The sequence below is a fragment of the Microbacterium sp. 13-71-7 genome, from assembly GCF_002257455.1.
Taxonomy (GTDB): Bacteria; Actinomycetota; Actinomycetes; order Actinomycetales; family Microbacteriaceae; genus Microbacterium.
Genome location: NZ_NCKN01000041.1, coordinates 1 through 22,878, shown reverse-complemented (window position 1 = coordinate 22,878; position 22,878 = coordinate 1). Strand labels below are relative to the sequence as shown.

Genomic DNA, 22,878 nt, shown 5'->3' with positions numbered 1-22,878 from the left:
CTGGCGGACGGCGGCCGCCGCGGCCGCGGGCATCGTGGGCATCGCGCTCATCGTGCTCGCGGTCGCGCCCGGCCGTCGCCGCCGACACGGGCGCGCGGGCGACCGGGTCGAGCTCGTGGTCGACGACGGCCTGCTCGCCGACGCCGCGGCGCAGGCCGTCGCCCGGCACTGCATGCTGCCGTCGTCACAGGTCTCCGCGACCGTGACGACGCGACATGTGCGCGTGCGCATCCGTCCCGTCAGCGGCGTTCCCGTCGACCGGGCCGGAGCCGCCGAGGCCGCGCACCGCGCGCTGGAGCGCGTGGGGTTCGGCATCCGTCCCGTCGTGACGGTCGACGCGAAGGGAGTCGTCGCATGACCTCGTCGGGCAGGATCCTGAACCGCGTGCTCCTGCTGCTGGCAGGGCTGCTCGCGCTCGCCGGCGCGGTGCTCGCGGCCCTCCCGCTGCTTCCGGAGCGCCTCGTCGCGCCCTGGTGGCCGCCCGTGCAGCGCACGATCGACGACGCGGTGGGCACCGTGAGCTCCTGGAGGATCCCGTGGGCCTCCCCCGAGGGAGCGCGCATCGCGGCCGCCGCGGCGGGGCTGATCCTCGCCATCGTGCTCGTCGTCTTCCTCGGCACGCGTCGGCGGCGGCGCGCCCGCACCGTGCTGCGGTTCGCGGATCGGTCCGGCAGCACCGCCGTGGACGAGACGATCGCCGACGCGGTGCTCACGGCCCCGCTCCGGCGCCGGGGCGATGTGCTCTCCTCGCACATGCAGGGCTACCGGATCTCCGGGACGACCGCGCTGCGTCTCTCGGTCGTGCCGCGGGCCGGCGCGGATCTCCCCGCGCTGCTCGCGGAGGCCGAACGCGGCGTCGCCGGCTGGGACGCGGTGAGCGGCACGCGGACGCCCGTGGTCGTGCACTTCGCCGATCGGGACGGCTTCGACCGCCTCCGGTCCGCCACACGAACGAGATGACGGATCCGTCCTGCACGGCTCTTTCAAGAAGAAGAACCCGCTCCGGCAGATCCGGAGCCGACGAAAGGAAAGCAACTCATGGGATTCCTCGGTTTCCTCCTCCTCGGCCTCATCGCCGGGGCGATCGCCAAACTGATCCTCCCCGGCAAGCAGGGCGGCGGCTGGTTCGTCACGCTGCTCCTCGGCGTCGTGGGCGCCCTGCTGGGCGGATGGCTGGGCGGCCTGATCTTCCACGTCGGGCTCGAGTCGTTCTTCAGCCTCGCGACCTGGCTGCTGGCGATCGGCGGCTCGCTCATCGTGCTGCTGATCTACGGCCTCATCGTCGGGCGCCGTCGCAACGCGTGACACCTCGGCGCGGTGCTCGCCGTGCAGCGCACGCGCGAGCGACCATGGGGTCGGCGTGGTACGCCGACCCCATGGTTCCGTGCCCCCCTCGAAGGGAGAGTGATCGATGACCGGCCTCGATGACGGCCCGGCTCTCGACGTCGCCGACGATCGCACGATCGCCGGACGGGCCGCCGACGGAGACGTCGAGGCGTTCGCGGTCCTGGTGCGCCGCTACACGCCGCTGCTCCGCGCCTACGCCCGCCGCATCCTGGGCGGCACCGCGAGCGTGGACGACATCGTGCAGGAGAGCTTCATCACGGCCTGGCAGCGCCTGCCGGAGCTGGACGACATGGGTCGTGTGCGCGGCTGGCTCATGCGGATCGTGAGCCGCAAGGCGATCGACGAGGTGCGCGCGCGGCGCCCGCACCTCGACGTGGACGGCGTCGAGGGCCTGGAGCTGCCCGCCCGCGCCGAAGAACGTCCGGAGCAGAGCGCCGAACGTCGCGCCGAGCTGACGGCCCTCGCCGACGCGCTGCAGGAGCTTCCCGATGCGCAGCGCGAGAGCTGGGTGCTGCGCGAGATCGGCGGCTGCACCTACGACGAGATCGCGGAGCAGCTGGAGCAGCCGGTGAGCACCGTGCGCGGCCTGCTCTCCCGCGCACGCAAGCACATCATCGTGCGAATGGAGGAGTGGCGATGACCCGCGACGACAGCACAGGCGCGAGCGGCCTCGGCTTCGAACCCGAGGACCTCGACGGCCACACCATGGACGAGCTGGCGGACTACCTCGATGCCGGAAGGACGCCCGCCGACCTCGCGATCGATTCCTCGCCGGGCTGCCGGATCGCCCTCGACGCGCTCGAGCGTCTGCGCCGGCTGGGCCCGGCGCTGCTCGATCAGGACGCCGCGGCCGAGCCGCAGGCCGACGAGAGCTGGGTCAGGTCGATCATCGACGGGATCGCCCGCGATGCCAGGGCGGGACGCCGCATCCCGTTCCCGGTCGCGGAACCCGACGACGATCTCGGCATCACGGAGGGGGCCGTCCGCGGTCTCATCCGCACGGCAGGGGACGCGATCCCCGGAGTGCTCGTCGGGCGCAGCCGCCTCGACGGAGACGTGACCGTTCCCGGCGCCCCCATCCGGATCCATGTGGAGGCCAGCGTCACCTACGGCCTGCCCATCGCGCGGCTCGCGGAGCGGCTGCGCATGGAGATCGGCGATCGCCTCCGCACCCACGCCGAACTGAACATCACCGAGGTCGACATCGTCGTGCACGATGTCAGGGATCTTCCGAAGAGCGGAGGCGACGCGCGATGACCGAAGAGGAGGCCGCCGAGCTGGCGGCGCGCATCGAGCAGGATCTGCAGGCCGAGCCCGGCGTCTCCGTCGTCTACCCCGCGTCCGGTGCCGGGCTGCTGCGCGAGGCCGCCGCGAACCTCCTGGGCGCGGGCGATGCGGGGCCGCGTGTCGCCGTCCGCCCGGGGGATCCGGTGCGGATCGACGTCGCGCTCGGTCTCGACCACGCGCGGCCGGCCGGAGAGACCGCCCGCGCCGTGCAGCGCATGATCCGGCGGGCCGCCGCCGGCCCGGTGCAGATCCGCATCACCGTCGCCCACCTGGACGCGTCACCGGATCCGACCGGGGGGTGAGTTCGCGCCGGTCGCGGGTGCGGCGCTCGTGCGGGCGACGCGGGCAGAGGCGTCAGAGATCGCCGTCGCGCAGGAGTCCGCGGCCTCGGGCGACGGCGATCGCGTCTTCCCTGTTGGTCACCCCGAGCTTGCGGTAGATGCTTCTGACCTGGGACTTGACGGTGTTCGCCGATACGTAGAGGGTCGACGCCACGGCTTTGATCGATGACGTGCGGACGAGCTCGCCGAGCACGACGGCTTCGCGCTCGGTCAGGCTCGCCTCCTCCTCCCCATGGAGCAGGAGCGATCGCGCGGGAACGTCCTGAACGATGTCGGCACGACCGACGTCCACGAGCGCCCTTCTGACCCGCTCCAGGTCGGATGGCGGGAGCAGCACGAGTGCCAGACGCTGCCCGCTGTGCTCGAGGACGGCGGCGAGGTGCACCGCGAGCCCCGCGGTCCGGGCCGACGGCGCGGACCGCAGCAGGGCGGCCAGTTCGATCGTGAGCCGCTCCGCCTCCGAGCGGGACGACAGCCCTGCGGCGACGGCGCGCCGCGATTCGCTGAGAGCCGTGTCGATGCGGCCGAGGACGAGAGCGACGCGCGCCCGCTGCACATGCGCGTCGGCGCCGGAGCCCAGGTCGCGGCGGAGGACGACCGAGGCGGCGTGAGGGTCGCCGAGCGCGAGCTGGATCAGTCCGCGGATACCCGCGAGCCGGTGCCGCGTCTCGACCGAGCGCCCCTCGGCGCCCCGCCTCGCGACGAACGCGTCGAGTCGCGCGATCGCCTCCCCCGGTCGCCCGTCGGCGAGCTCCGTCCAGGCCTCGACGATCGCGATCTCCACCCAGAACTCGATCGTGTCGCGGTCGTGGACCATGCTGGCCAGATGTTCGCGCGCCGTGGCGGCGTCGAATCGCTCGAGGGCGATCATCGCTTCGGCCAGGCGGTAGAAGGTGCCCGGATACATCGATCTCTGGACATCCGTCCAGCAATCCTCGCGCGCGAGGGCGGTGTATCGCGCGGCCAGCCCCATGTCGCCGCGGAAGGCGTGGATGCCCGCCAGCATCGAGATGTTCGAGAACCCGTTGGACGGGCGCTCCGGCGCCGCTTCGGCGTAGCCCTTCACCAGCGTCCAGAGCGCCTCCTCCACGTTTCCCGCGCAGTAGAACGACGTCCCGAGCTGGCTGTAGATCCGGGGGATGTCGCCGACCTCCTCACGCTCGGCGTCGCTCAGCGCATCGAGCGCCCGCACGGCGGCCCGCGCAGAGCGGAGCCCGAGGCGGGGCCGGCCGAGGAGGCGATACGCGACCGCTTCGCTGGCGCGGATGAGAGCGCGATCGATCGGGGGGAGCTCGCGCTTCCTGCCGTGCGCCGCCCGCAGCACCGAGACGAGGATGCGGGCGGATCTGAGGCGGTGGTGCGGCAGGCTGTAGAACGACAGGCCGTACGCGAATCCGAGGAGCGGACGACTCTGGAGGTCGGACTGCGGCAGGTCGCGGAAAAGGGCGCGGAGCTCATCCGAATGGACGGCGATGAGCGCGAACCAGTCGTCCCGGAGCAGTTCCATGACGGCGTCGTAGTCCTCGATCGCGACGGCGTTCGAGATCTCCTGCACCGTCGCCGGCACGGCCAACCCGAGTTCCTGCCGGGAGGGGTCTTCGGCACCCTGTGCGTCGCTCGTCTGTCCGGCTCCCAGAGCCGGCGTGCTCTCCATATCCGATATTCTGCCGGAGTCGTCGCACCCCGACCGACGGCGGGCACGGCGCCTTGCTCTCCGCGTCCGCGCGCCCGCCCGACCATGCCACCGAGGACATGAGGCGGGCACCCCGGACGAGAGGCCGTCATGAACCATGTCGCGGGAGCACCGCTGCTCGGTGATCGCCAGGACGCGACGACCGACGAGACGCGGATGCTCGGCCTGAAGGCGAATCTCGCGAAGTTCTTCCTGCTCGCCGCGCTCGTTCCTCCCGCGACCGTGGCGATCGCGCGGCGGGCGTCGGAGATCGAGGGAGCCGCCGCCGCGGCGGGCTGGACGACGGCCAGCATCGCCGTCGGCTCCGGCAGCGCGATCGCGGGCGCGCTGCTCGCCGGGTGGGCCGCCGACCTCGGGGCGCGGTCGGCCCGCAGCCGCTGGTGGGTGCTCTTCGGCGGAACGGCACTGGGGATTCTCGCGCTCGCGTGGATGAGCCTCTCCCGTTCCGGATGGGAGCTCGCCGCCGGCTGGGGCCTGGCCCAGGCAGGCCTGTCGGGAGCGATCGCCGTCTCGCGGGCTCTGCTGACACACGTGCCCGCCGGTCGGCGAGAGCGCAGTGCGGTGGTCATGATCGCGGTGTCGTCGGTGGGGCTGCTGATCCCGATCGCGTTGCTGATGCTCCTGCCCGGATCCGCCTGGGGGACGTCGATCTGCCTCGCACTGTGCGCCGCGGCCGTGGCCGCGATCGCACTGGTGCGGACCGCTCCGCCGTCGGCCGACCGCGATCGCCCTCGGGCCTCCGGGCCGGCATCCGAGACGGACCGTGCGGCGGCGCCGCGGATGTCGTGGGGCGCGGTGCTCGCGCTCGGCTTCAGCTCGCAGGTCGCCCTGTCGGCGTACCTGACCTACCACCCGTTGGACATCGTGGCGCGTCTCGATCTCGGCTGGGACCGGGCGACGCAGGCGGGAACCCTCGTCCTGGCCGTGGCGCTGCTGGGTCTCGTCGGAGCGTCCGTCGTCATGCTGATCTTCCCGCGCGTGCTGAGACGCACGCTGCCGCTCCTGGCCCTCGCGGGAGTCCTCCTGATATCGGGGCTGGTCCTCCGGGCGATGACGACCTCCCTCGTGCTGCTGGCGATCGCGGGCCTTCTCAGCGGGATCGCGATCGGCATCAGCAGCACCTTGCTCTTCACCGCGGCGTTGGCGCTCACGACGACGGAGAGGGCGGGATGGAGGCTGGGCGTGTACAGCGCCGTCACCGGCATCGGCCAGCTCATCGGTCCGTCGCTCGTCCTCGGGGCCGTGATCGCGATCAGGGGCGTTCCGGACTACTCCGCGCTCTTCCTGCTGCTCGCCCTCATCCCGGTGGGCTGGATCGCCATCGCGCTCACGTCGATGCTCCGTCGGCGACGCGCGGAAGCATCGTGATCCGACCGGCCGGCTAGCGGCGCCCTCTTTTCACCCCCGTTTCACCCCGGATTCCGTCGCCTTCCCCTGGGCTGCTCGGACAGTCTGTTCAGTATCCGATACCTGCCGCGCGCGGGGACTGGGGCGGCGCTCCGCCGGCGTGGGTGCAAGATCTCCGCGCCTGATCGCCGGATGCGATCTCGCGCCCGCCACCCACGCCGCGCACCGGAATTCCAGAGCGTGACGACGAAGGAGAGACATCACCATGTTGCAAGGACGTGCAGCGGCACAGGCTCAGGAGCCGAGCGCGCCTGAGGGCGCCACGGCGAGGCGGATCAGCCGGCGCACGATCGTTCAAGGCGCGGCGTGGAGCGTGCCGGTGATCGCGACCGCCGCCGCCATGCCGCTGGCCGCCGCGTCGGTGGGATCCCCGACCTTGAAGTTCATCAACGGCCCGTACAGCGTGGGCGGCTGCAGCGATCTGACCGGCGTGACTCTCGCGGCGACCACGAACGGCACGACTCCCGCGGCGAGCACGACCGTGAGTGTCGTCCTGCCCTCCGGCCTCACCTGGGCGGATGGGTTCACCGGCCCCCGCAGCTTCACCACGGACGCGAACGGCAAGGTCGTCCTGCCCGCGATCACCGCGAAACCCAACGCGGCCTCCACCCCGTCGATGGGTGCGTCGATGACCGGGGCGAATGCGACGGCACCGGTGGTCGTGACGGCGCAGGTCGGCGCGAAGATCTACGACGTCGTGTCGGCCGGGAACCCGCCCGCGACCGGAATCCCGCTCGGCTCGGTCGCCGTCGGACACGGAACCTTCCTCAACCCCGACGGCAGCCTGGTGTACTTCAACACCGTCGCAGGAAAGGCGATGCCGCTCGCGACGAACGTCACCAGCGGCACGACCGTCCTCATCGGAGGCACCCAGTCGTACTCCACGTACGTGTCGGGCGGAGTCGCGAAGGTGCAGGACGTCGCGACGGGCACGACGATCAACGCCGTCGGCGTACCGAACGGATCCACCGTGGTCGGCCACGCGACCTTCCTCACCCCCGGCGGAGACCTGTACTACTTCAACTCGGGTGCGAACACCTCGGTCCTCATCGCCTCCGGAGTCTCGAGCGCGAAGGTGGCCCTCGTCAGCGGCACCCAGCCCGTCGTGACCTTCGTCGCGGGCGGCGTCGCGAGGGCGTACAACGCCGCCACGGCGGCCTACGTCACCGCGACCGGGGTCCCCGCCGGCACCACCGCGGTGGGCCACTCCACGTACCTCGCACCCGACGGGCTGCTGTACTACTACCGGGCAGCCACCGGTACCGCGGTCGTGGTGAGCTCGGGCGTCTCCAGCGCGACGACGGCCCTCTACGGCGGCACCGACCCTTACGTGACGTATGTGACCACCGGCATCCCCGCGGTCTACGGCGTCACCAACGGCACGTATCAGACGGCGACCGGCGTCCCGGCGAACTCCGTCGTCGTCGGGCACGCGACCTACCTCGCCCCCGACGGCCGGCTGGTCTACTACAACGCAGGGGCGAACGCGCCGATCGTCCTCGACACGGGCGTCACGAGCGCGGTCGTGCACCTCTACGGCGGCACCGACCCGATCGCGACCTACACGCACAACCTCGTCTGCTGACGCGGTGGCGGAATGGCGGCACGCGCGCGTCGCCGCCATTCCGGACCGCGCCGCGGACGGGCGGCGGAGCGCCCCGCCGACCGTCTGGGGAACGGCCTGCCGTCTGGGGAACGGCCACTGAGGGTCGAGGCGCCCCACCCGGCCCGAATCCCGCTGGGCCGATCGGGGTCGTGCACAACCCCGTTCGATGATGATGCAGCCGATATACCAGTAAGGCAACCCCCGCCGCCCGCCGTCATCGATCGAGAAGGCCGCTCGGCACCGCCCGGCAGAATGGATCCATGACCGCCGACGCCGACGTCCTCGCCCGCGCCCTCTCCGCCGACGCCCCGCTCACCTGGGTGCTCACGGGGGACTCGATCACACACGGACTCGTGCACACGCAGGGCGGGCGCACGTACGCGGAGCACCTGCACGAGATCGTCCGCGGCGAGCTCGGCCGCGTGCACGACGCCGTCATCGACACGGCGATCAGCGGCTGGCGGATCGTGCAGATCCTGGAGGACTTCGATCGGCGGGTCGCGACATGGCGCCCTCAGGTCGTCACGCTCATGATCGGCACGAACGACTGCTCCGACGCGGGCGTGTTCCCGGTGATCGCGCCGGAGGACTTCGCCCGGTCGCTCACGGCGTTCGTGCAGCGCGTGCGCGCGCTCGGCGCGATCCCGGTGCTGCAGACGCCGCCCGCGGTGGACGTACCCAACGCACCGGAGCGCGGCCGCATCGCCGCATTCGCCCAAGCGATCCGCGAGGTCGCCGCGGCCGAGGACACCATCCTCGTGGACCAGTTCGCCCGCTACGCCGCACTCGGCGGCAGCGAGGTGCCGTGGGGCCTGATGAACGATCCGTTCCACCCCAACGCCGCCGGGCACGAGGCCCTCGCCCTCGAACTCGCCACGGTGCTCGGACTGGACCCGATCGGATCCCGCGTGCTCCCGAAACTCCGCGCCGACGTCGCCGCCGCCCGACTGGACTGACCTCGGACGCCCCGGCGGTGCGCTGTCCGATTTCCGCCAGAGCCGCGGATCGGATGCGCGAAGACTGAGGGCATGGACTTCCACACGGCACCCGATCCGCACACGACGATCTCCCCGGCGATCCTGTACTTCGGCACCCCCGTCTCGCTGCTTTCGACCGTCGACGAGAACGGCCACCCGAATCTCGCGCCGAACTCGTCACTGTGGTGGCTCGGCCAGAACGCCGTGATCGGCATCGGATCCCGCAGCCAGACTGCGCAGAATCTGCTCGCGACGGGCGAGGTCGTGATCAACCTGCCCTCCGAGCGCGAGGTCGACCACGTGGACCGGCTCGCACTGACCACCGGTCGCGCGGACGTCTCGCCCCGCCGTCAGGCGGCGGGCTACCGGCACGTGCACGACAAGTTCGCCGAGGCGCACGCCACGCCGCTCGGCTCCGAGACCGTCGCCCCGCCCCGCGTCGCGGAGTTCCCGGTGCACGTCGAGGGCGTCGTCGCGACGGTGCATCCGCTGGGCGGCGCCGCGAGCGCCGCCCAGGCCGATCTGCTGGCGGTCGAGGTCGCCGTCACGCGCGTGCACGTGCGGGAGTCGCTGCGCCTCGCGGGGCATGCCGACCGCATCGATCCGGAGCGATGGGATCCCCTCATGCTGAGCTTCCAGCGCTTCTTCGGACTGGGCGCCGAGACGCGTCCCTCGCGCCTGGCCACGATCGACGAGGAGTGGTACCGCGGATCGTCGGCGCCGATCCCGGCCCGGTGATGCACGCACGGATGCTGACGAGGCTGCTGCGACCTGCGTTCGACCCATGACGTCGCGGATCGCGCGCAATAGGCTGAGGGCATCATGGACCCTCTCAACGAGATCTTCGGGTGGTTCGCTGGCCACTGGTGGATCGTCTTCCCCCTCATGGGCGTGGGTGGCGCCATCGCCGGGCGGTTGCAGGCCCTGTCCCGCCAGCACCACAAGCAGAAGCTGGAGACGCTCCGGCTGAAGGGCGAGATCAAGGCCGCCCAGCTGGCCGCGAGCGGTCAGATCGCGCCGCAGCCGTCCCCCCGCGAGGTCGCGCAGCAGCACGCGAACGCGTCGAAGGAGCTGCTCGAACGCCTGTTCGCCGAGCATGACGGGATCACCGCCCGCTGGCTGGACTACGAGCTCGACGTCGCGAAGATGATCGCGTTCCCCGCGATGAGCGACGGGCGTCAGCCGCTGACCGCCGCCTTCCTTCGTGCGAAGAAGATCGCCGATGCGCTGCGGCCGAGCACCTCCGACGCGAAGGTCACGGAGCAGCAGGTCACCGAATACCTCGATGCGGTCGGCAACTACGCGGTCGCGTTCGAGATCGCCGAGAAGGACGCCCGTCGCCTGCGCGACTCGACCTTCACGGAGGACGAGCGCAAGCGCCTGGAGCGCGCGCAGCACCTGCTCAAGGTCGCCATCGACCAGTCGGCGACGCCCGCCGAGCGCCAGACCGCCTACCGGCGCGTGCGCGAGGAGCTGGAAGGCCTCATCGACCTCTCCGACGCCGCCGTCGAGAACCTCGAGAAGAAGGTCGCCCTGCAGCTCGAGCCGGGGCGCGCGCCCGAGCCCGCGACGGATCCCGTCGCGGCGGATCCGATGCCGCAGCCGGTCGCGGATCCGCTCCCGGTGCGGGAGCCCCTCACCACCGCCGATCCGGTGCGGCGGACCGCGCCGCTGCGAAACCCGGAGCACTGACCGCATGACCGCCGACGGCGCTCCGCTGCGCGTCGGGCTGATCGGCGCGGGCGCCATCGCCGCCGCGCACCTCGACGCCTGGCAGGCGCTCGGCGCGGAGTGCGTGATCTCCTCGCGCACCCGGCCGACCGCCCTCGCGGAGCGGTTCGGCGTCGAGATCGCGGACGGCGCGGACGCGCTCATCGACCTGGTCGACATCGTCGGCGTCCTCGCGCCCACGCCGACGCACCTCGATCTCGCCCTGCGCGCGATCGGCCGCGGGCGGCACGTCGTGTGCGAGAAGCCGCTCGCCCTGACCTCGGCGGAGGCGCAGCGCCTGGCCGATGTCGCGGACGCGGCCGGCGTGCGGCTGCTCCCGGCGCACGTGGTGCGGTACTTCGCGGCCTATCGCCGGATCCAGCAGGAGGTCATCTCCGGCGGGATCGGGGCGCTGCAGACCCTGCGGCTGAGCCGCGCGGGCGCGGGGCCGACCACCGCGTGGTTCTACGACGAGAACGAGGGCGGCGGGCTCATCCGCGACCTGCTCATCCACGACATCGACCAGGCGCTCTGGCTCGCCGGGCCCGTGACGACCGTCCGCGCGAGGCAGGATCCGCCCAGCGTCGCCGGACGCCTGTCCGCCCCCGTGACGGCGTCGGTCGAGCTGATCCACGCGAACGGCGTGACGTCCCGGATCGCCGGCGGCTGGCTCGGCGAGGGCGTGCCGTTCCGCACCTCGATCGAGGCCGTCGGCACCGCCGGCGCGCTCGCGCACGACAGCGCCAGGGAGACCGGCGGCGCTGCACGCACCCCGTCGGTCGATACCGACTCCGGGCACCTCCCGCCGCAGACCGAGGACCACCCCTACCGTGCCCAGATCGCCGATTTCGCGGAGGCGATCCGCACCGGACGGGACGCACGGGTGACGCCCGCCGACGGCGTCGCCGCGGTCGCCGTCGTGGATGCCGCCTACGCCTCGCTCGCGGCGGGCGGGGCGCCGATCCCGGTCTAGGGCACGGCGATCGCGCCGTCGGGCCCGAGGCGCACCGCGGATCCGGGGAAGTCGCGGTGCCCACGCTGATCCATGAGTCGCGCGGCTCCGCCCATGGGATCCGGCACCGGCACCCCGTCGGGATAGTCGAATCGCACCGACTGCACCCTGCCTGCGATCACGGTCCCGTCGGCATGCAGCCGCACCGAGAGATAGGCCCCGTAGCGCGTGGCCGGATCCTTGCCGAAGACGCCCCCGCCGCCGAAGTTGCCGAGGCTGTACGCGATGAGCCGGCCGCGGTACCACTCCATCCCGCGCCCGGCCCCCACGGCGGTCGTCAGCACCGCGGCCGCGGTCAGCGGGATCCAGACGAGCAGCCGGCGCAGCCCCTTGGCGACGAGGAAGTAGAGCGCGAGGGCGTAGAGGTACCAGGCGTTCGGGGGGCTGATCGTGATCGCTTCGATGAACTCCGCGACGGACCTCGGGACCAGGGTCGGGAAGTCGGGGAACGCCCACATCGTGGCCATGTGGATGAGCGTCCAGAGCAGGTACAGGTACAGGAAGCGGAGCACGCGGCTTCGGAAGACGGCGGCCCAGGGGCGCGCGATCGCGTTCGCCGCGAAGCAGCCGGAGATGAGGAAGAACAGCGGCATCCGCACCGGGTAGGCGAGGTCGGAGATCAGGCCCCAGGCGCCGGGGATCGGCACGCCGATGCGCCAGTCGATCGTGAGGTAGCTCTTGAGCACGACGTGCCAGAAGACGACGAGGACGATCAGCAGCCCCTTGGCGGTGTCCGCCCAGGCCAGTCTCGGCTTCGCAGCGGCCGCGGCGGTCGTCATGCGGTCGCGCCGGTCCGCTGCGGCGCCTCGCCGTGATGCGGAGACGACGGGACCGTCGACGGCACGGCGGCGAGGAGCTCGGCGATCAATCCGGTGTAGTCGAGACCGGTCGCCGCGTACATCAGCGGCACCTGCGAGCGCTCGGTCATCCCCGGCGCCGTGTTGACCTCGTTGAGCACGGGACCGTCCGCGGTCACGAAGAAGTCGAACCGGGCCACCCCGGCGCACCCCAGACCCTCGTAGAGCCGCACCGCCGCCGCACGGACGGCCGCCTCGTCGGCGGCGTCGATCGGGGCGGGCACCGTGAACCTGGCGCTGCCGTCGTATTTCTCGGCCGCGCCGAAGACCCCGCCGGATGCGACGCCGATCTCCAGCGTCGCGCCGAGGCGCAGCGCTCCGTGTCGATCCCGGAAGACGGCGACATCCACCTCCCGCCCCGCGACGTACTCCTCGATCAGGACCGGATCCCCGTACGCCCTCGCCCGGTCGACGGCGTCGGCGACACCGCCGGGATCCGCGACGACGAAGACCCCGTTGCTGGATCCGCCGCTCGCGGGCTTCACGACGAAGGGCGGCGTCAGGCCGGTGGTGACCGCTGCGGATCCGGGTCCGATGAGCTGCGCGTTCGCCGTCGCGATGCCCAGCGATGCGGCGACGAGCTTCGTGGCCTGCTTGTCCATCCCCAGCGCGCCCGCACGGACGGGGGAACCGGCGGAGGGCACGCCGCAGAGCTCCAGCAGGCCCGCGATCGCGCCGTCCTCGCCCCGGACGCCGTGCAGCATCGGGATCGCCGCGTCGCAGCCCGTGAGCAGCTCGACCGCGCGATGGGCGGGCAGCACCGTGTCCTGCTCGTCCCGCCATGCGCCGTCCTCACCGATCGTGAGGGGCACCGCGGTGTGCTTCAGCGCCCGGACAGCGCGTGCGACGGCGGCGGCAGAGGCGAGGGAGACCGGGTGCTCGTCGTTCGCGCCCCCTCCGATGACGGCGATCCGGCGGCGGGTGTGCTGAGGCATGCGGTGTCTCCAGGGTGTGCGGGCGTGCGGGGGGTCGAGGTGTCGAGGGTGCGGCGGATCCGGGATGCCCTGGAGCCCACCGCGGTCACGATCTCGTGCTCGATCGTGTGCGACCAGGCGGCCCATTCGGCGACCGTCGGCTCGCCGTCCCGGCCGGGGCCGAAGACGGTGACGCGCTCCCCCGGTCGCAGGAGCACGTCCCCGGTGTCGACGACGACCATGTCCATCGAGAACCTGCCGACCAGCGGCCGGCGCTCGCCGCGCACGAGCACCTCCGCCCGCCCGGACGCGGCACGGGGCAGTCCGTCGGCGTAGCCGAGCGGCAGCAGCGCGAGGCGGGTGCGCCGCGGGGTGACGAAGTCGTGACCGTATCCGACCCCCGTGCCCGCCGGCGCCTCGCGGGAGGAGACCACGGTCGAGGTCAGGGTCAGGGCCGGCCGCAGGATGTCCGTCGTGTGCGAGGGATCGATCCCGAACAGTCCTGCGCCGATGCGGTGCGGGCCGTACCCCGCTCCCGCGCCGGTGATCGTCGCCGCCGTGGCCGCGAGGTGCAGGAGGTGCGGACGCAGAGCGCGACGACGTGCGGTGCGGATCGCGTTCTCGAACACGAGGCGCTCGCGCACGTTCTGCCCGCTCAGGGGGTCGTCGGCGCAGGACATGTGCCCCATCACCCCGACCACGCGGATCGCACCAGCCGCCTCCTGCTCGCGGGCGAGCGCGCACAGCGTCACCCAGTCGCGCGGCGGGCAGCCGTCGCGGCCGGTGCCGACGTCGATGTGCAGGTGCACGCGGGCCGTCTCCCCCGCGGTCCGCGCGGCGCGTGCGATCTCGAAGAGCAGCTCGAGGTGGGGCACGGCGAGGTCGATGCGCTCGCGCACCGCCGCCTCGAAGTCGGCGCCCGGCGGGTTGAGCCAGCTCAGGATCGGCGCGACGACCTCCGCCCGCCGGAGGGCGAGCGCCTCGTCGATGCTCGTCACGCCGATCGATTCCGCGCCCGCCTCGAGCACCGCGGCGGCGACGTCTCCGTGACCGAATGCGTCCGCCTTGAGGACCGCCATGAGCCTGCCGCCGGACAGCGCCCGCATGCGAGCGGTGTTCTCGCGGAGCGCATCCTCATGGACGACGAGTTCCGAGGTGGGTGATCGCATGGATCGAGTCAAGCGAGCGGCCGGTTGCCGGAGCGTATCCGGTTTTCGATACGGGCACGATATGCGAGCGGGCCGGGGTGGGCCGGCGACCGGGGCCGGCCGGGCGGCGCTCCCGGGCCGGCCGGGCGACGGCGATCGACCGCGTCGCCGCTAGCCGTCGCCGAGGGACAGCGGACGCACCACCACCCGGCGGCGGTCGCGGATCCACACGCGTCCGCTCTCGCGATGCTGGGCGCGCGTCGTGAACCGGTAGCGGTAGGCGACGGCGCGCACCTGACGCGGGCGCTCCCCCGCGAAGGGGTCGTGCCGCAGCAGCCTCAGCGTGGGCGCATCCGCCTCGAGCAGCCGCACGAGGAGCATCGCGAACCAGTCCTCGTACATCCGCCCCAGCGGCAGGAACCACATCAGCCAGTCCAGGCGCAGGTGGTACGGCGCGAACAGCCCCGGGATCCGATGCAGCTCGCCGGGCTTGCCGCGGAAGCCGTACTCGCGCCACTCGCCGGCGACGGGATCCGGATCGGCGTCCTGCTGCATCGTGCCCTCCACGACGATCTCGATCCGCTCCTTCGTGACGGTTCCGAACGCCCCGTAGGCGTTCGCGAGCTGCCAGCGGTTGAACGACGCGTTCATCGCCTGGCTGCGCGAGAACAGGTTCCGCACCGCCGGCACCGAGAGCCACACGTAGAGCACGGCCACCGCCGATGTCACCGCGCACCAGGGCAGCGACAGGCCGTCGATCGACCAGGGCGGGACCGTCGGCGCATGGCGCGGCGCACCCGTCGGGATCCCGACCGCGGAGAAGGCGATCACGATCGTGGCCCAGTTCAGCCAGGCGAAGTTGCCGGTGAGGACGAGCCAGAGCTGGGTCGCGATGACCACGCCGGCCCCCGCCGCCCCCACGATCGCCGGCAGGGGGGCAGGGATCCACAACCCGAGGATCGGCGCGAGCAGGAGCCAGGGCGCTCCGAGCTGCGCGACGTGGTTGCCGATCACCTCGAGGCGGTGGAACCACGGCGGCAGCAGGTGCGCCTGCCGGCTGAGCGGTCCGGGCATGGGCTGCGTCTCGTGGTGGTACATGAGCGCGGTGAGGTCGCGCCACTCGCGACCGCCGCGGATCTTGATCATGCCCGCGCCGAACTCGAGCCGGATCACGAGCCACCAGAACAGCACGATGACCAGGGTCGGGGGCGGCTGCGACGCGGATCCCAGGAACGCGGCGAGGAACCCCGCCTCGAGCAGCAGCATCTCCCAGCCGAAGCCGTAGAAGGTCTGCCCGATCGAGGAGATCGACATGTATCCGAGCCACAGCAGCAGGAAGCACGACATCGGCACCCACGGCGGAGCGAGCTGCGGCAGACCTGCCACGAGCGCCGCCGACAGCACGATCCCCGCGACGCACAGTGCGACGAGCCGTCGATCCGTGTACCGGACGCGCAGGAACAGCGTCGGCCGGAGGAGCCGGCGGGCACGCGGGGAGGATCCGGCCCAGGCGAGGAGCTCCGGCGCCGGCAGCAGGCCGTGCTCGCCCAGCAGCGCGCGGAACTGGTTCAGCGTGCTGACGAAGGCGATCAGATACAGCGCCGCGATGCCCCGCTGGAGCACCTCACGCGCGAAGCCGAAGTCGACCGCCGCGAAGCCGTCCATACCGGAAGGCTACGCGCGCTCCCCCGCCTCAGGACAGGTGGTCTCCCCCGCCCTGATTCGAGTCGTCCCCGCGAGCGCACGCCAGGGGCTCCGCTGACAGGGACGACCCGAAAGTGGAGCACGCGGAAACCGAGACGGTGTAGCCCCGCATTCCGAGTCGTCCCCATGAGCGCACGCCAGGGGGTCCGCTGACGGGGACGACTCGGAAGTGGGCGGGGAGCTGGGGTCAGAGCGCGGCGAGGAGGGCTTTCATCTCGGCGATCTCGGCGGTCTGCGCGTCGATGATCGTGCTCGCCAGGGCGAGGGCCAGGGGATCCGCGCCGTCCGCCTTCTCGGTGCGGGCCATGTCGACCGCACCCTCGTGATGCACGATCATCTGCTGCAGGAACAGCTTCCCGGCCTCGGCGCCCGAGGCCGCCTCGAGCGCCGCCATGTCGGCCTCGCTCATCATGCCGTCGCCGTGATCCATGGATCCCGCCGACGCGGACGGCACGCCCCAGTCGGCGAGCCAGCCGCGCATCTTCGCGATCTCGGGCATCTGCGCGTCCTTGATCCTGGTCGCGAGGTCGACGACGCGCGCGTCGACGCCGGTCTTGGCGAGGAGGGTGTCGCTCATGTCGATCGCCTGCTGGTGGTGGTCGATCATCATGGTCGCGAACATCGCGTCGGCGGCGTTCGCGGATCCCTGGGAGGTCCCGGTCGCGGGGGCGGAGGCGCCGTGCGACATCCCGGGCATCCCGGAGTGGTCGGTCGTGGGCGCGCAGGCGGTCAGGGCGATCCCCGCGAGGGCGATGGTCCCGATCGCAAGGGCGCGGTGGAAGGTGCGGATGGTCATGTCGTTCTCTGCTTTCGTCGTCGATGACGCGCACCGCCGGACGGCGGGCGCGAAGCCGTTCCGGTGCGTCCGCCCTCGAAACCGGGGGCTGCGGGACGCACCGGGCGCCGGCTCATCTGCGACTGATGCAGAGAACGGAGATGCTCGGAGGGCGAGGATCCGCCGGGTCGTTCGCCGGGGAGGCGACCACGGACGCGGCCAGCGCAGGGCGGAGATCCTCGGCGGGCGGCCCCGGCAGCGCAGCGGGCGCGCCCGGCGCCAGCACGCAGGCCGTGGCCATCGCGGCATGCTCTGCGCAGTCCGCGCACCCGTGCCCGTGACCGGCCGCAGCGTCATGGTTCACCGCGGCCGCGAGCACATCCGCCCCCGGCGCGAGCACGGCCGCAGCGTCGTGGTTCACCGCAGCCGCGAGCACGGCCTCATGGTCGTGGGCCGGCCCGGCCATCGCGGCCTGCGACGTCGGATCCGCACCCGGGGATCCGTGCCCGTCGAGCACGTGCATCCCGAGGAGCCCGGCGATCAGCGTCGCGACGAGCAGCAGGATCGCCGGCGACCACGTCGACGACGTGCCCCCTGCTCGGATCCGATACCCCACGGGGGTACAGCATACCGGCCTCGACCCGAGAAGGACCGAGGCCGGCGTCAGCGGCTGCGCCGCCCTGCTACTTCTGCACCCAGTCGAAGTCGCCGCCGTGCTCCTGGATCCAGGCATCGACCGCCTGCGGCTCCTTGCCCTCGCCGAACCGGTTCACGACCATGTCCTCGAGCGAGCCGTACTGCGCGTCGTCGAGCTTGATCTTCCCGATCATCTGGGCGACGTCGGGGTGCTTCTCGGCGAAGCCCTTCGCGCCGAGGAAGTGCAGGCCCTCCGGCTTGCCCATCGCGCCCTTCGGATCCTTGAGGTCCTTGACCGGGAAGGCACTGTTGGCCCAGAACGGACGCCACAGCGTGACCGCGATGTCCTGCTTCTTCTCGGTGGCCGACTTCAGCTCGGTGAGCATCGCGGCGGTCGACGACGTGACCAGCTGGTACTCGCCGTTCAGGCCGTACTCCGGCATCATCTTCTCGGTCTGGGCGGTGAGGCCGGCACCGGGCTCGATGCCGATGATCTTGCCGCCGAACGTGCCCGCCCTGCCCTTGAGCTGGTCGATCGAGTCGATGTCGGAGTAGGTCGGCACCGCGATCGTGAGGCGGGCGTTCCCGTAGTACGTCCCGAGGTCGTCGATCGACCCCTTGTACTTGTCCATGTACGCCTTCTGCGTCACCTCGGGCCACGCCGACGGGAAGATGTCCACGTCGCCCTGCGAGAGCCCCGCATACAGCGGACCCGCGTCGGAGAGCGTCTGCATCTTCACGTCGTAGCCCATCTTGCCGAGCTGATCCTGCAGCAGGTAGGCGGTGCTCAGGCCGTCGGTCCAGCTGGGCAGGAAGCCGATCGTGATGGTTCCCTTGTCGCCGGAGCCCGCACCGTTCGACGGGGCCTTGCCCGCCATCTCGAGCGTGCCCCCTGCGCCGTCGCTCGCGCATCCGGCCAGGGTGAGGACGGCCGCGACGCCGAGCGCCGCGAGGGCGGTGATCCTGCTCTTACGCATTCTGCAGCTCCTTCTCTTCGGCGGGCACTTCCGGGGTCTTCTCGGCGACGGCAGGGGCCGCCGCGAGGCGCCGCGCGGTGCGGCGGCGCGCCATCATGCCGAGCAGCGAGGCGGGGTGCTCCCCGAGCGATCCGAGCGCGGCGGTGACCCGGTCGAGGAAGACCGCGATCAGCACGACACCCAGACCGGCCTCGACGCCCTTGGCGATGTTGACGGTCGAGATCGCCTCGACCACGAGCTTTCCGAGACCGTCGGCGCCGGCCATTCCGGCGATGACCGCCATCGACAGCGCGAGCATGATCACCTGGTTGACGCCGGCGAGGATCGTCGGCATCGCGAGCGGCAGCTGGATCCCGCGCAGGATCTGGCCGGGCGTCGCCCCGAAGGACTGTCCCGCCTCGACCGTCTCGGAGTCCACCCCGCGGATGCCGAGCTCGGTGAAGCGCACCCCTGGCGGCAGGGCGAAGATCACCGTGGCGACGAGGCCGGGCACGACCCCGATGCTGAAGAACACGATCGCGGGGATCAGGTAGACGAAGGCGGGCATCGTCTGCATGAAGTCGAGCACGGGCTTGAGCACCGCGCGCACCGTGGCGTTGCGGGCGGACCAGATGCCGAGCGGGATCGCGATCAGCACGGTGACGACACCGGCGACGAGCACGAGCGCGAGCGTCTGCATCGCGGGGACCCAGAGGCCCATCGCGACGATCACCCCGAACGAGAGCGCGGTGCCGATCGCGAGCTTCCAGGAGCGCACCAGCCAGGCGATGAGCGCGGCGATGATGATGACGACGTAGAACCACGGCATCAGGAGCACGAAGCTCAGGCCGTCGACGAGGAACGACACCACGGTCGAGATGACGTGCAGCAGGCCGTCGAGGTTGGCCTTGATCCAGTCGACCGCGACGGCGACCCAGGATCCGATGGGAAGGATGTTCATCGGGTGACCTCCTCGGTCGGCGCGTCCGGCGTGTTCGGCGTGGGCGGCGTGCTCGGCAGGGGTGGTGTGCTCGGCGAGGAGTCCGCGGTCCAGCCGTCGTCGAGGACGGCATCCACCTCGGCCTGCGGCAGCGGCAGCACCGGCAGGTTGATCTCGCCCGTGGCGCCGGTACCGGGGCCGAGCGCCGCGAGCAGGGTGATGCGCGGGATGACGCCGACCAGGCGGCCCTCCGCATCGGCCACGGCGAGCGGCAGCGGCGACTCGACGGCGGGGATGAACAGGTTCATCAGGATCTCGTCCTCGTCGACCACCTGGGCCGCGGGCTTGATCACCGAGGTCAAGGTGCTCTGTCCGCGACGGATCAGCTTGACGACGTCGCGGTCCGTGACGATGCCGATGAGCTTGCGGTCGCGGCCGACGACATAGGTCGCCGACATGAACGCATCGCGCATCTGCTTGAGCGCGGTGCGGGGGCCGGCGTTCTCCGAGACGACGGGGCGCGGACGCTCCATGACGTTCGCAGCGGTGAGCACGCGAGCGCGGTCCACGTCCTGCACGAACTGCTCGACGTAGCTGTTGGCCGGGTCGGTGAGGATGTCCTCCGGCGTGCCGATCTGCACGATGCGGCCGTCGCGCATCACCGCGATGCGATCGCCGAGGAACATGGCCTCGTTCAGGTCGTGCGTGATGAACACGATGGTCTTCTGCAGCTTCTGCTGCAGCTCGAGCAACTGCTCCTGCATCTCGCGGCGGATGAGCGGATCCAGCGCGCTGAACGCCTCGTCCATCAGCAGGATGTCGGTGTCGGCGGCGAGCGCACGGGCGATGCCGACGCGCTGCTGCATGCCTCCGGAGAGCTCGGAGGGCAGCTTCTCGCCCTGCCCTTCCAGGCCGACCAGGCTCAGGATCTCCTCGGCCTTGGCCAGGCGCTCGGTCTTGCCGACGCCCTTGAGCTCGAGCGGGTACGCCACGTTCGCGGCGACGGTGCGGTGCGGCAGCAGGGCGAAGTGCTGGAACACCATCGACACGCGATCTCGGCGGATCTCGCGCAGGCGCGAGGCCGGAATGCCGGTGATCGGATCGCCCGCGACGAGGACGGATCCGTCCGTCGCCTCGTGCAGCCCGTTGAGCATGCGGATGATGGTGGACTTGCCGGATCCGGACAGCCCCATGATGACGAAGATCTCGCCGCGGTTGACGGTGAAGCTCGCGTCGATGACGGCGGCGGTGCCGGCGTCGGCGACCTCGGATCGGGTCTCGCCGGCCTTCAGCCGGCGGATGGCCTGGTTCGGATTCTTCCCGAACACCTTGAACAGATGACGCGCTTCCAGAGCGGTTTCGGACACGTTTCCCCCGCGGCCTCACCCCTTTGGGGAGGCCTGCATCGGTCTCGCCCGGGTGATGATCACAGGGCCGTTTCGAAGGAAGCCATGCGGGCGGCGCAGGAGGAGGATTTCGGATCCTCAACAGAGATCATCGACCGTACGCCCACGCCTCTTCGTGCACAGCAGAATCGAAAGAAGGACGCGGCCGCGGACTGGTCTTGGGGCCGTCAGGCCCGCATTCCAACGTAACGAGAACCTGATCCCGTGGCAAATCCGAGGTCGATGGCCTAGGGTGCGCGGGCTCGATGCGTGCCCGGAACCGCGGCATAGAGTGGGCGCATGAGCACGGTGCGCGTGTGGTTGTCCGGGTGGGAATGGGCCTGCTGCGGGGATCCGTTCACGGTGGGAGACTCGGTCTCGTTCCCCTGCCGCCCGCCGCAGGGGACCTGGCTCGTCGATCAGTTCGGCGCGGAGTTCGCGGCATCGATCGCGTTCGTCGAGGAGCACCACGACGACGGAGGCCACGACCGGCCCGTGCAGACCGTCGCAGGAACGGTGCAGGCCATCCACGAGGTCGTCGTGCAGGAGACCGTGGTCCGCATCCCGCGACCTCCGCGGGATGCACCGGCACCGATCGATCTCGGCGGAGGCGTGCTCATGGGAGTCGGGCCGGTGCCGCCGTACGTCCTCGCGTCCGAGCCGATTCCCCGCACCGTGCGGCTGCGGAGCGCGACGCGGGTGCCCGCGGTGCGGGACCGTGACCGCACCGGCTCCGCGGAGCCCGCGCCGCAGCGGGATCCCGAGGACGGCGCCGTCGTGACCCGCCGTCCCGGATGGGTCGTCGACGTCGAGGTCTGACGTCCGGGCGGCGGGGTCCCGAGAGCTCTCCGCGCGCCGTTGCGAGCCGGCCGACGAGCGCTGCGGCCGGCGCTCAGCGCCGGACGGACCGTGTCACCGTGAACTTCGGGGTGCGCGCGAGCTGTTCGGTCTCGCCGACGGCGGCGGCGAGCGCGCGACGGTGGTCGAGGTGCGAGTTGAACACGGTCCACACCTCGCCACCGGAGCGGAGCATGCGCGCAGCCGCGTCGATGAGGCGACGCCCGGCACCCTCGTGCACGCTCGCGCCGAGGTGGAACGGCGGGTTCAGCAGCACGAGGTCGACGGATGCGTCGGGGAACTCGGATCCGGCGTCGTCGAGGGTGACGGTCGCACGGTCGGCGATCCCGTTCGCGGTCATCGTGGCGCCGGCCGAGCGCACCGCAGCGGCGGAGCGGTCGGTCGCGAAGACACGGGCATCGGGAATCGCGAGCGCGAGGGACGCGGCGAGCGCGCCCGTGCCGCAGCCGAGATCCACGGCCGTGAACCCCTCGCGCCGGGAGAGCGCGACGAGCGCGGCGGCACGATCGCGCATCACGTCGAGCAGCACGCGGGTTCCGATGTCGATGCGGTCGCCGGCGAACGCCCCTCCGTGCGCGCGCAGTGTGAGGCCGAACTCGGGGTGCGTCGTCGATACCGGGAAGGGCGGATCCTGCGGCACGGGCAGCGGATCCGTCGCGACGATGAGGCGTGACTTCCGCTCGGCGTGCTGCGGCTGCACGTGTCCGAAGAAGCGCGCGAGCAGGTCGTTCTGGGCCAGGGTCATGTGCTTCACCCGCCCTCCGGCGAGCAGCACCGCGTCCGGCGCCGCCGCACGGGCGACGGCGTCCGCGATCTCCTCGAGCTCGGCGAGTCCCTTCGGGAGCTGCAGCAGCACGAGCCGCGCCCCGCGCAGCAGCTCCGCGTCGAGCTCGTGCGCGACGAAGCCTGTGACCCCGAGTTCGGCCGCATTGCGAGCGAGCGCCCGGCGTCCGGTCACCAGATCCTGGTGCACGCGCACGCCGTCGAGGCCGGCCGCGGTCAGCGCCAGCGTGAGCGCGCCGTAGCCGTCGCCGATGACCGCGATCGCGGATCCCTCGATCCCCCGCTCGGTCGCGACCGTCAGGGCCCGGGCGACGAGCAGCTCGTCCGTCGCGTCCCACGCCTGCAGGTTCGGCGCCTCCACGTCGGGGAACCGGCGCAGCCGCGCATACGGGAACTCGGGCACCCGCCCAGCGTACGCGGCCCCACGACCTCCGGGTCGTCCCCGCGAGCGCACCCCAGGGGCTCCGCTGACGGGGACGACCCAGACACAGGCGAACACACGATCCAAGTCGTCCCCACGAGCGCACCCCAGGGGCTCCGCT

23 protein-coding genes and 1 pseudogene are annotated in these 22,878 nt (G+C 71.8%); 13 read left to right on the top strand and 11 right to left on the bottom strand.

Translation table 11 applies throughout. The features are described from left to right. The 6 genes and pseudogenes from B7X32_RS06160 to B7X32_RS06135 all read left to right on the top strand — a co-directional run. Positions 1 to 358 (top strand): annotated as a pseudogene (locus B7X32_RS06160) (hypothetical protein); the annotation flags it as partial. Continuing rightward, on the top strand, positions 355 to 960 hold the full coding sequence (locus B7X32_RS06155; protein WP_292717616.1) for a hypothetical protein: 606 nt from the start codon (positions 355 to 357) through the stop codon (positions 958 to 960). The pseudogene B7X32_RS06160 and the gene B7X32_RS06155, both read left to right, overlap by 4 nt. Before the next feature lie 78 nt (positions 961 to 1,038). Continuing rightward, the gene (locus tag B7X32_RS06150; protein WP_292717613.1) at positions 1,039 to 1,305 is read left to right on the top strand and encodes a GlsB/YeaQ/YmgE family stress response membrane protein; all 267 of its coding nucleotides are present in this window, start codon (positions 1,039 to 1,041) and stop codon (positions 1,303 to 1,305) included. A gap of 106 nt (positions 1,306 to 1,411) precedes the next feature. After that, the gene (locus B7X32_RS06145) at positions 1,412 to 1,987 is read left to right on the top strand and encodes a sigma-70 family RNA polymerase sigma factor (RefSeq protein WP_292717610.1); all 576 of its coding nucleotides are present in this window, start codon (positions 1,412 to 1,414) and stop codon (positions 1,985 to 1,987) included. After that, positions 1,984 to 2,604 carry an Asp23/Gls24 family envelope stress response protein gene (locus B7X32_RS06140; protein ID WP_292717607.1) on the top strand — a complete coding sequence of 207 codons (621 nt, stop codon included), beginning with the start codon at positions 1,984 to 1,986 and terminating at the stop codon, positions 2,602 to 2,604. Before B7X32_RS06145 ends, B7X32_RS06140 begins: the two co-directional genes overlap by 4 nt. Further along, complete coding sequence (locus tag B7X32_RS06135; RefSeq protein WP_292717605.1) at positions 2,601 to 2,936, top strand: hypothetical protein; 336 nt, start codon at positions 2,601 to 2,603, stop codon at positions 2,934 to 2,936. Before B7X32_RS06140 ends, B7X32_RS06135 begins: the two co-directional genes overlap by 4 nt. Positions 2,937 to 2,988: 52 nt before the next feature. On the opposite strand, the gene B7X32_RS06130 is transcribed toward B7X32_RS06135, so the two are convergent. Next, complete coding sequence (locus B7X32_RS06130) at positions 2,989 to 4,629, bottom strand: LuxR C-terminal-related transcriptional regulator (protein ID WP_292717602.1); 1,641 nt, start codon at positions 4,627 to 4,629, stop codon at positions 2,989 to 2,991. Between the two features lie 129 nt (positions 4,630 to 4,758). On the opposite strand from B7X32_RS06130, the gene B7X32_RS06125 reads away from it, so the two are divergent. From B7X32_RS06125 to B7X32_RS06100, 6 genes are all read left to right on the top strand, one after another. Continuing rightward, positions 4,759 to 6,036: an MFS transporter gene (locus B7X32_RS06125; RefSeq protein ID WP_292717599.1), complete on the top strand. Its 1,278-nt coding sequence runs from the start codon at positions 4,759 to 4,761 to the stop codon at positions 6,034 to 6,036. Between the two features lie 358 nt (positions 6,037 to 6,394). Next, on the top strand, positions 6,395 to 7,660 hold the full coding sequence (locus B7X32_RS06120) for a hypothetical protein (RefSeq protein WP_292717596.1): 1,266 nt from the start codon (positions 6,395 to 6,397) through the stop codon (positions 7,658 to 7,660). A gap of 281 nt (positions 7,661 to 7,941) precedes the next feature. Continuing rightward, the gene (locus B7X32_RS06115; RefSeq protein WP_292717593.1) at positions 7,942 to 8,637 is read left to right on the top strand and encodes an SGNH/GDSL hydrolase family protein; all 696 of its coding nucleotides are present in this window, start codon (positions 7,942 to 7,944) and stop codon (positions 8,635 to 8,637) included. A 72-nt stretch (positions 8,638 to 8,709) separates the two neighbouring features. Further along, positions 8,710 to 9,396, top strand: a complete 687-nt coding sequence (locus tag B7X32_RS06110; RefSeq protein WP_292717591.1) for a flavin reductase family protein — start codon at positions 8,710 to 8,712, stop codon at positions 9,394 to 9,396. Between the two features lie 84 nt (positions 9,397 to 9,480). Next, positions 9,481 to 10,350 carry a hypothetical protein gene (locus tag B7X32_RS06105; RefSeq protein WP_292717589.1) on the top strand — a complete coding sequence of 290 codons (870 nt, stop codon included), beginning with the start codon at positions 9,481 to 9,483 and terminating at the stop codon, positions 10,348 to 10,350. Positions 10,351 to 10,354: 4 nt separating this feature from the next. Next, positions 10,355 to 11,341 carry a Gfo/Idh/MocA family oxidoreductase gene (locus B7X32_RS06100; RefSeq protein WP_292717586.1) on the top strand — a complete coding sequence of 329 codons (987 nt, stop codon included), beginning with the start codon at positions 10,355 to 10,357 and terminating at the stop codon, positions 11,339 to 11,341. On the opposite strand, the gene B7X32_RS06095 is transcribed toward B7X32_RS06100, so the two are convergent. The 9 genes from B7X32_RS06095 to B7X32_RS06055 all read right to left on the bottom strand — a co-directional run bounded on the left by B7X32_RS06095 (position 11,338) and on the right by B7X32_RS06055 (position 20,677). Further along, positions 11,338 to 12,159: an acyltransferase family protein gene (locus tag B7X32_RS06095; RefSeq protein ID WP_292717583.1), complete on the bottom strand. Its 822-nt coding sequence runs from the start codon at positions 12,157 to 12,159 to the stop codon at positions 11,338 to 11,340. The genes B7X32_RS06100 and B7X32_RS06095 overlap by 4 nt on opposite strands. Then, the gene (locus B7X32_RS06090) at positions 12,156 to 13,172 is read right to left on the bottom strand and encodes an ATP-grasp domain-containing protein (protein WP_292717581.1); all 1,017 of its coding nucleotides are present in this window, start codon (positions 13,170 to 13,172) and stop codon (positions 12,156 to 12,158) included. Before B7X32_RS06090 ends, B7X32_RS06095 begins: the two co-directional genes overlap by 4 nt. Then, on the bottom strand, positions 13,061 to 14,320 hold the full coding sequence (gene alr, locus B7X32_RS06085; protein ID WP_292717578.1) for an alanine racemase: 1,260 nt from the start codon (positions 14,318 to 14,320) through the stop codon (positions 13,061 to 13,063). Before alr ends, B7X32_RS06090 begins: the two co-directional genes overlap by 112 nt. 150 nt (positions 14,321 to 14,470) lie before the next feature. Further along, complete coding sequence (locus B7X32_RS06080) at positions 14,471 to 15,964, bottom strand: lipase maturation factor family protein (RefSeq protein WP_292717575.1); 1,494 nt, start codon at positions 15,962 to 15,964, stop codon at positions 14,471 to 14,473. A 226-nt stretch (positions 15,965 to 16,190) separates the two neighbouring features. Then, entirely contained in the window at positions 16,191 to 16,799 is a 609-nt protein-coding gene (locus B7X32_RS06075) for a DUF305 domain-containing protein (RefSeq protein WP_292717573.1), read from the bottom strand. Between the two features lie 112 nt (positions 16,800 to 16,911). Next, the gene (locus B7X32_RS06070; RefSeq protein ID WP_292717569.1) at positions 16,912 to 17,394 is read right to left on the bottom strand and encodes a hypothetical protein; all 483 of its coding nucleotides are present in this window, start codon (positions 17,392 to 17,394) and stop codon (positions 16,912 to 16,914) included. 67 nt (positions 17,395 to 17,461) lie between these two features. Continuing rightward, complete coding sequence (locus tag B7X32_RS06065) at positions 17,462 to 18,391, bottom strand: glycine betaine ABC transporter substrate-binding protein (protein WP_292717566.1); 930 nt, start codon at positions 18,389 to 18,391, stop codon at positions 17,462 to 17,464. Beyond that, on the bottom strand, positions 18,384 to 19,331 hold the full coding sequence (locus tag B7X32_RS06060) for a proline/glycine betaine ABC transporter permease (protein ID WP_292717563.1): 948 nt from the start codon (positions 19,329 to 19,331) through the stop codon (positions 18,384 to 18,386). Before B7X32_RS06060 ends, B7X32_RS06065 begins: the two co-directional genes overlap by 8 nt. Further along, a complete protein-coding gene (locus B7X32_RS06055; protein ID WP_292717562.1) occupies positions 19,328 to 20,677 on the bottom strand; it encodes a glycine betaine/L-proline ABC transporter ATP-binding protein in 1,350 nt (449 codons plus the stop codon). The genes B7X32_RS06060 and B7X32_RS06055 overlap by 4 nt, the downstream gene beginning before the upstream one ends. Positions 20,678 to 20,995: 318 nt before the next feature. On the opposite strand from B7X32_RS06055, the gene B7X32_RS06050 reads away from it, so the two are divergent. Continuing rightward, entirely contained in the window at positions 20,996 to 21,514 is a 519-nt protein-coding gene (locus B7X32_RS06050) for a DUF6578 domain-containing protein (RefSeq protein WP_292717560.1), read from the top strand. Between the two features lie 73 nt (positions 21,515 to 21,587). On the opposite strand, the gene B7X32_RS06045 is transcribed toward B7X32_RS06050, so the two are convergent. Next, positions 21,588 to 22,739 carry a methyltransferase gene (locus B7X32_RS06045; RefSeq protein WP_292717558.1) on the bottom strand — a complete coding sequence of 384 codons (1,152 nt, stop codon included), beginning with the start codon at positions 22,737 to 22,739 and terminating at the stop codon, positions 21,588 to 21,590. Between the last annotated feature and the right edge of the window lie 139 nt (positions 22,740 to 22,878).

Bases quoted from the DNA above. Each gene is read 5' to 3' on its own strand.
- B7X32_RS06060 (WP_292717563.1), bottom strand. From the start codon at position 19,331: ATGAACATCCTTCCCATCGGATCCTGGGTCGCCGTCGCGGTCGACTGG.
- B7X32_RS06140 (WP_292717607.1), top strand. From the start codon at position 1,984: ATGACCCGCGACGACAGCACAGGCGCGAGCGGCCTCGGCTTCGAACCC.
- B7X32_RS06050 (WP_292717560.1), top strand. From the start codon at position 20,996: ATGAGCACGGTGCGCGTGTGGTTGTCCGGGTGGGAATGGGCCTGCTGC.
- B7X32_RS06155 (WP_292717616.1), top strand. From the start codon at position 355: ATGACCTCGTCGGGCAGGATCCTGAACCGCGTGCTCCTGCTGCTGGCA.
- B7X32_RS06105 (WP_292717589.1), top strand. From the start codon at position 9,481: ATGGACCCTCTCAACGAGATCTTCGGGTGGTTCGCTGGCCACTGGTGG.
- B7X32_RS06095 (WP_292717583.1), bottom strand. From the start codon at position 12,159: ATGACGACCGCCGCGGCCGCTGCGAAGCCGAGACTGGCCTGGGCGGAC.
- B7X32_RS06100 (WP_292717586.1), top strand. From the start codon at position 10,355: ATGACCGCCGACGGCGCTCCGCTGCGCGTCGGGCTGATCGGCGCGGGC.
- B7X32_RS06065 (WP_292717566.1), bottom strand. From the start codon at position 18,391: ATGCGTAAGAGCAGGATCACCGCCCTCGCGGCGCTCGGCGTCGCGGCC.
- B7X32_RS06135 (WP_292717605.1), top strand. From the start codon at position 2,601: ATGACCGAAGAGGAGGCCGCCGAGCTGGCGGCGCGCATCGAGCAGGAT.
- B7X32_RS06145 (WP_292717610.1), top strand. From the start codon at position 1,412: ATGACCGGCCTCGATGACGGCCCGGCTCTCGACGTCGCCGACGATCGC.
- alr (WP_292717578.1), bottom strand. From the start codon at position 14,320: ATGCGATCACCCACCTCGGAACTCGTCGTCCATGAGGATGCGCTCCGC.
- B7X32_RS06110 (WP_292717591.1), top strand. From the start codon at position 8,710: ATGGACTTCCACACGGCACCCGATCCGCACACGACGATCTCCCCGGCG.
- B7X32_RS06080 (WP_292717575.1), bottom strand. From the start codon at position 15,964: ATGGACGGCTTCGCGGCGGTCGACTTCGGCTTCGCGCGTGAGGTGCTC.
- B7X32_RS06130 (WP_292717602.1), bottom strand. From the start codon at position 4,629: ATGGAGAGCACGCCGGCTCTGGGAGCCGGACAGACGAGCGACGCACAG.
- B7X32_RS06115 (WP_292717593.1), top strand. From the start codon at position 7,942: ATGACCGCCGACGCCGACGTCCTCGCCCGCGCCCTCTCCGCCGACGCC.
- B7X32_RS06090 (WP_292717581.1), bottom strand. From the start codon at position 13,172: ATGCCTCAGCACACCCGCCGCCGGATCGCCGTCATCGGAGGGGGCGCG.
- B7X32_RS06150 (WP_292717613.1), top strand. From the start codon at position 1,039: ATGGGATTCCTCGGTTTCCTCCTCCTCGGCCTCATCGCCGGGGCGATC.
- B7X32_RS06075 (WP_292717573.1), bottom strand. From the start codon at position 16,799: ATGACCATCCGCACCTTCCACCGCGCCCTTGCGATCGGGACCATCGCC.
- B7X32_RS06125 (WP_292717599.1), top strand. From the start codon at position 4,759: ATGAACCATGTCGCGGGAGCACCGCTGCTCGGTGATCGCCAGGACGCG.